This window comes from Mycobacterium sp. (assembly GCF_035653355.1).
Classification (GTDB): Bacteria; Actinomycetota; Actinomycetes; order Mycobacteriales; family Mycobacteriaceae; genus Mycobacterium.
Genome location: NZ_DASRBZ010000354.1, coordinates 1 through 4,824, shown reverse-complemented (window position 1 = coordinate 4,824; position 4,824 = coordinate 1). Strand labels below are relative to the sequence as shown.

Sequence of the window (4,824 nt, the reverse complement as noted above, 5' to 3'; positions counted from 1 at the left end):
GGCGATCGTCCTGGTCGCGGAGTGGATGACCGGCCCGGCTGGGTCGTCGTGCACGACGTCGGCCTTGCCGCAGATCAGCATGATGATCGCCCGGCGCAGCGGCAGCGCGGTCAACGGCTCATAGGTGGAGTTCAGCAGCAGCACCCGCCGCCGGGTCCAGATTGATGCACCATCGTGCGGGACGGGTGGACGCGTATCGACGCTATGCAGGCAGGAACCGGTCGCTGGCTCGGTTAGCCCCGCCGCGGAACTGCGGTGGCGGCGTTTCTTGCGCTGCGCCATAGGTCCTCCGCCGAACAGTCCACCATGATTCGCCCCCGATCGCACGCCAATTCGGTGTGTGTGCGCTGGTCAATCGGTGAACATCGGGTGCAGGCGGTGTGACTGGGTCCACACTGCCGCACGCCGTAAGCCGCCGACGATAGACCACAATGGAAGGGATGGAACCGGTGCAACAGTCCTTTTACGACGCCGTCGGCGGCGCGGAAACCTTCCACGCGATCGTGGGGCGCTTCTACGAGCTGGTCGCCGAGGACGAGATCCTGCGCCCGATTTACCCCGAAGAGGACCTCTCCGGCGCCGAGGAACGACTGCGGATGTTCCTCGAGCAGTACTGGGGCGGTCCGCGAACCTACTCTGAACGTCGCGGCCATCCGCGTTTGCGGATGCGTCATATGCCGTTTCGGATCTCGCCCATCGAGCGCGACGCTTGGCTGCGCTGCATGCACACCGCCGTCGCCTCCATCGATTCCCAGACCCTCGACGATCAGCACCGGAAAGAACTGCTCGACTACTTGGAAATGGCCGCGCACTCGCTCGTCAATTCGCCGTTCTGATGGGCGGCACGACAGGACCATGGTGGTCGCGTGCGGTGTTCTATCAGATCTATCCGCGATCCTTCGCCGACAGCAACGGTGACGGCGTCGGCGACCTCGACGGGGTGGTAGCCCGGCTCGACTACCTCAAGCTGCTCGGTGTCGATGCGATCTGGCTGAACCCGGTCACGGTGTCCCCGATGGCCGACCACGGCTACGACGTCGCCGATCCCCGTGACGTCGACCCCCTGTTCGGCGGGCTGGCCGCGGCGGAACGGCTGATCGCCGAGGCGCACGGACAGGGCATCAAGATCACCATGGACCTGGTGCCCAACCACACCAGTTCCCAGCATCCGTGGTTTCAGGCCGCGCTGGAGGCCGGGCCGGGCAGCGCCGCGCGTGATCGCTACATCTTTCGCGACGGCCGCGGCCCCGGGGGGTCGATGCCGCCGAACAACTGGGAATCGGTGTTCGGTGGGCCGGCATGGACGCGGATCGTTGAACCCGACGGCAATCCGGGGCAGTGGTACCTGCACCTGTTCGACGCCGAGCAGCCCGACCTTAATTGGGACAACCCGGAAGTCTTCGACGATCTGGAGAAGACCCTGCGGTTCTGGTTGGAACGCGGCGTGGACGGCTTTCGCATCGACGTCGCGCACGGCATGGCGAAGCCGCCCGGACTACCGGACATGGAATCAGTCGACAACCGGCTACTGCGCCACAAAGACCGCGATCCGCGGTTCAACCACCCCAATGTGCATGCGATTCATCGCCACATCCGCGCAGTCGTCAACGACTACCCGGATGCGGTGACTATCGGTGAGATCTGGGTGCACGACAACGTCCGGTGGGCCGAATACCTGCGACCCGACGAACTGCACTTGGGTTTCAATTTTCGGCTGGCTCAAGCGGATTTCGACGCCGACGAGCTTCGCGACGCAATCGAGAACACGCTGGCCGCCGCGGCGATCGAAGATGCGTCACCGACGTGGGCGATAGCCAATCACGACGTCGGCCGGGAGGTCACCCGCTACGGCGGCGGCAAGGTTGGGCTGGACCGAGCGCGAGCCATGGCGATGGTGATGCTCGCCCTGCCGGGCGCCGCCTTCATCTACAACGGCCAGGAGCTGGGCCTGCCCGATGTGGAGTTGCCCGATGAGGTGCTGCAGGACCCGACATGGGAACGCTCTGGCCATACCGAGCGCGGTCGCGACGGCTGCCGGGTGCCCATGCCGTGGAGCGGTGATGCTCCCCCGTTCGGCTTCTCGACGTCGTCCGAAACCTGGCTGCCAATGCCGGCGGAATGGGCGGCGCTGACTGTCGAAAAGCAGCTTCGGGATACCGAATCGATGCTGTCGTTCTTCCGGCGCATCGTGGAATTGCGCCGTGTGCGTTCGGAATTCGTCGGCAGCCGCGTCGACTGGCTGCCAGCGCCACGAGATGCGCTGATCTTCAGGCGTGGCGGCGGCTTGATCTGTGCACTGAATGTCGGCAATCGTCCGCTGGCGCTGCCCGACGGTGAGCTGCTCCTGCACAGTGCGGACTTGGCGGACGGGAAGTTGCCGCCGAACGCCGCGGCCTGGCTGGTCTAGCTTTGTCGCACCGTCCACTCTGCGCCGGCGCGGACGATTAGTTCTCAGGCCGCGGACAGTCCTACTTGCAATGGCCCAGACCGGCCACCCGTACCACTTCAGATACAGACGCAAGGAGCCCGCCATGTCGCAGGTGCGCGTGCACAACTTTTCGGTTTCCCTCGACGGTTTTGCAACCGGCGTCGGACAAAGCTTCGATTCACCGTTCGGGCACGCCGGTGATCGCCTGCACGAATGGTTCTTCGCGACACGGACCTTCCGGGCTATGCATGGCGAACGCGGTGGCGACATGGGCTTCGACGAAGCTATGGCCAGCAGGTGGTCCCTAGGGATCGGCGCGGAAATCATGGGGCGCAACAAGTTCGGACCCCAGCGCGGGCCATGGGCTGACGACGACTGGAAAGGTTGGTGGGGCGACAACCCGCCATTTCACACCCCGGTCTTCGTGCTCACTCATTACCCCAGGCCGTCCATAGTGATGGAGGGTGGTACCACCTTCCACTTCATCGATGCCAGCCCTGCCGAGGCACTTGACGCCGCGCAGGAGGCCGCCGGCGATCTGGATGTCCGCATCGGCGGCGGTCCGTCGACCATCCGCCAGTTTCTGGCAGCCGACCTGATCGATCACCTGCACATCACTGTGGTGCCCATCGTTTTGGGGCGTGGCGAATCGCTTTGGGACGGCCTCGAGGGAGTGGAGCAGCGCTTCCGGGTGGAGTCGGTGAGCACTCCCAGTGGCGTCACACATCTCATCTTCATGCGCAAATAGCTATGTCAACACTGTTGACATACATCAACTGGGTTGATATACAGAAGCGATGACTGAACCTCTTGATTTCGAATTCGAATCGGCCTACCGGGGCGAGTCCGCTCAATTCGGTCAGGGAACCAAGCCGCCCTGGAGCATTGGCGAACCCCAGCCCGAGCTGACCGCCCTTATCCACGCCGGCAAGTTTCACGGCGACGTCCTTGACGTCGGCTGCGGAGAGGCCGCCATCTCGTTGTATCTCGCGGAACGCGGCTACACCACTGTGGGACTTGACTTGTCGCCGACCGCCATCGAGTTGGCGCGCCGCGAAGCCGCCAGGCGTGGGCTGACCAACGCCAGCTTCGAGGTGGCCGACATCAGTGCGTTCACCGGATACGACGAAAGGTTCGGCACCATCGTCGACAGCACGCTGTTTCACTCCATCCCGGTCGAGGCACGCGAGGGATACCAGCAATCCATTGCCCGCGCGGCCGCGCCGGGAGCGTCGTACTTTGTGCTGGTATTCGACAAAGCGGCGATGCCCAGCGGTCCAGCCAATGCGGTGACCGCCGACGAGTTGCGCGAGGTGGTCTCGAAATACTGGCTCATCGACGAGATCACGCCCGCCCGCCTATACGCCAATGCTCCTCAAGGCGCCACAGATCTGTCCGCCTTGATGGGCGCCGACTTCCGGGATGAGCGCGACGGCCGCGTGTCGGTGGCGGGCTGGTTGTTATCGGCTCATCGGGACTGAAGCGAGGTAGTCATGACCGATCCGAAGCCTCCGCGCTGGCTCAAACCGATGAACAAACTCATGATTGCGCTTCAAAAGCTGGGCATCCCAACGGGACCGCCGATGGTCTTGACATTGCCGGGCCGCCGCACCGGTCTGCCACGCAGCACGCCGATGACACCGTTCACACTCGACGGCGAGCTCTACACCGTGGCGGGATTCCCGGGCGCCGATTGGGTGCGCAATGCACGCGCCGCCGGCGTCGGAGCCCTCAGCAAGGGACGGAAGTCGCGCCGGGTAAAGCTGGTCGAACTCGACCCCGAGCAATCCCGCCCGGTACTGCGCGCCTTTCCCACCGAAGTACCGGTCGGCGTGGCGTTTCTGAAACGTGCTGGTTTGGTCCGCCATGGCACCCCCGAAGAAGTCGAGGCGCTGGCAGGCCGTATCGCGGTTTTCCGGTTCGACCCCATCCCGGCGAGCTGACCAGTATCACCCGTTGTCGGTGGATCAGCGTTGCTCCGCGGGTGCAATGCGATAACTCGCGGAACGTGATCGCAAGATTCGTTGCCAGACCAGGGTTTTGGGACGGCCTGCTGTGCACTAGGCGTTTCCCGCTCCACGCCGGTCACCACCACAGCCCGTGCGGGAAAGGTCTCGCCACCGACCTCAACATCAACCTGTCGGCGTGGGAAGGAGCCACCGAGCCGAACGTTGTTCGCGCGGAATTCCCCGACAATCCCGCGGTTCTGAGCATTCCAATCCCCTTCCATGACACGCCTTTCCGCCGCGATGTAAGCGCTGCGACTTCCTGAAGTTACGACGGGGGCGCGGCCGCGTCTGTTCGCAGCTCGCCAATTAACAGTGTTAGTTGGTTAACTAACCTATCGACGATCGGTGATGGGTGTCTATACTACTGAGTGAGATGACTGACTCAGT

5 protein-coding genes and 1 pseudogene are annotated in these 4,824 nt (G+C 63.8%); 5 read left to right on the top strand and 1 reads right to left on the bottom strand.

Annotated features, from left to right (window positions below; all coding sequences use genetic code 11):
* A pseudogene (locus VFA16_RS12385) lies at positions 1 to 282 on the bottom strand (HNH endonuclease); the annotation flags it as partial.
* A gap of 167 nt (positions 283 to 449) precedes the next feature.
* Between VFA16_RS12385 and VFA16_RS12380 the strand changes: the two are divergent.
* The 5 genes from VFA16_RS12380 (at position 450) to VFA16_RS12360 (ending at position 4,371) form a co-directional block, all read left to right on the top strand.
* A complete protein-coding gene (locus VFA16_RS12380) occupies positions 450 to 836 on the top strand; it encodes a globin (RefSeq protein ID WP_163748240.1) in 387 nt (128 codons plus the stop codon).
* A complete protein-coding gene (locus tag VFA16_RS12375) occupies positions 836 to 2,407 on the top strand; it encodes a glycoside hydrolase family 13 protein (RefSeq protein WP_324968093.1) in 1,572 nt (523 codons plus the stop codon). The genes VFA16_RS12380 and VFA16_RS12375 overlap by 1 nt, the downstream gene beginning before the upstream one ends.
* A 124-nt stretch (positions 2,408 to 2,531) precedes the next feature.
* Positions 2,532 to 3,176: a dihydrofolate reductase family protein gene (locus VFA16_RS12370; protein WP_324968094.1), complete on the top strand. Its 645-nt coding sequence runs from the start codon at positions 2,532 to 2,534 to the stop codon at positions 3,174 to 3,176.
* A gap of 49 nt (positions 3,177 to 3,225) precedes the next feature.
* Positions 3,226 to 3,909, top strand: coding sequence for a class I SAM-dependent methyltransferase (locus tag VFA16_RS12365; RefSeq protein WP_324968092.1), 684 nt, complete (start codon positions 3,226 to 3,228; stop codon positions 3,907 to 3,909).
* A 12-nt stretch (positions 3,910 to 3,921) separates the two neighbouring features.
* Positions 3,922 to 4,371, top strand: a complete 450-nt coding sequence (locus VFA16_RS12360) for a nitroreductase/quinone reductase family protein (protein ID WP_324968091.1) — start codon at positions 3,922 to 3,924, stop codon at positions 4,369 to 4,371.
* The last annotated feature ends 453 nt before the right edge of the window (positions 4,372 to 4,824 follow it).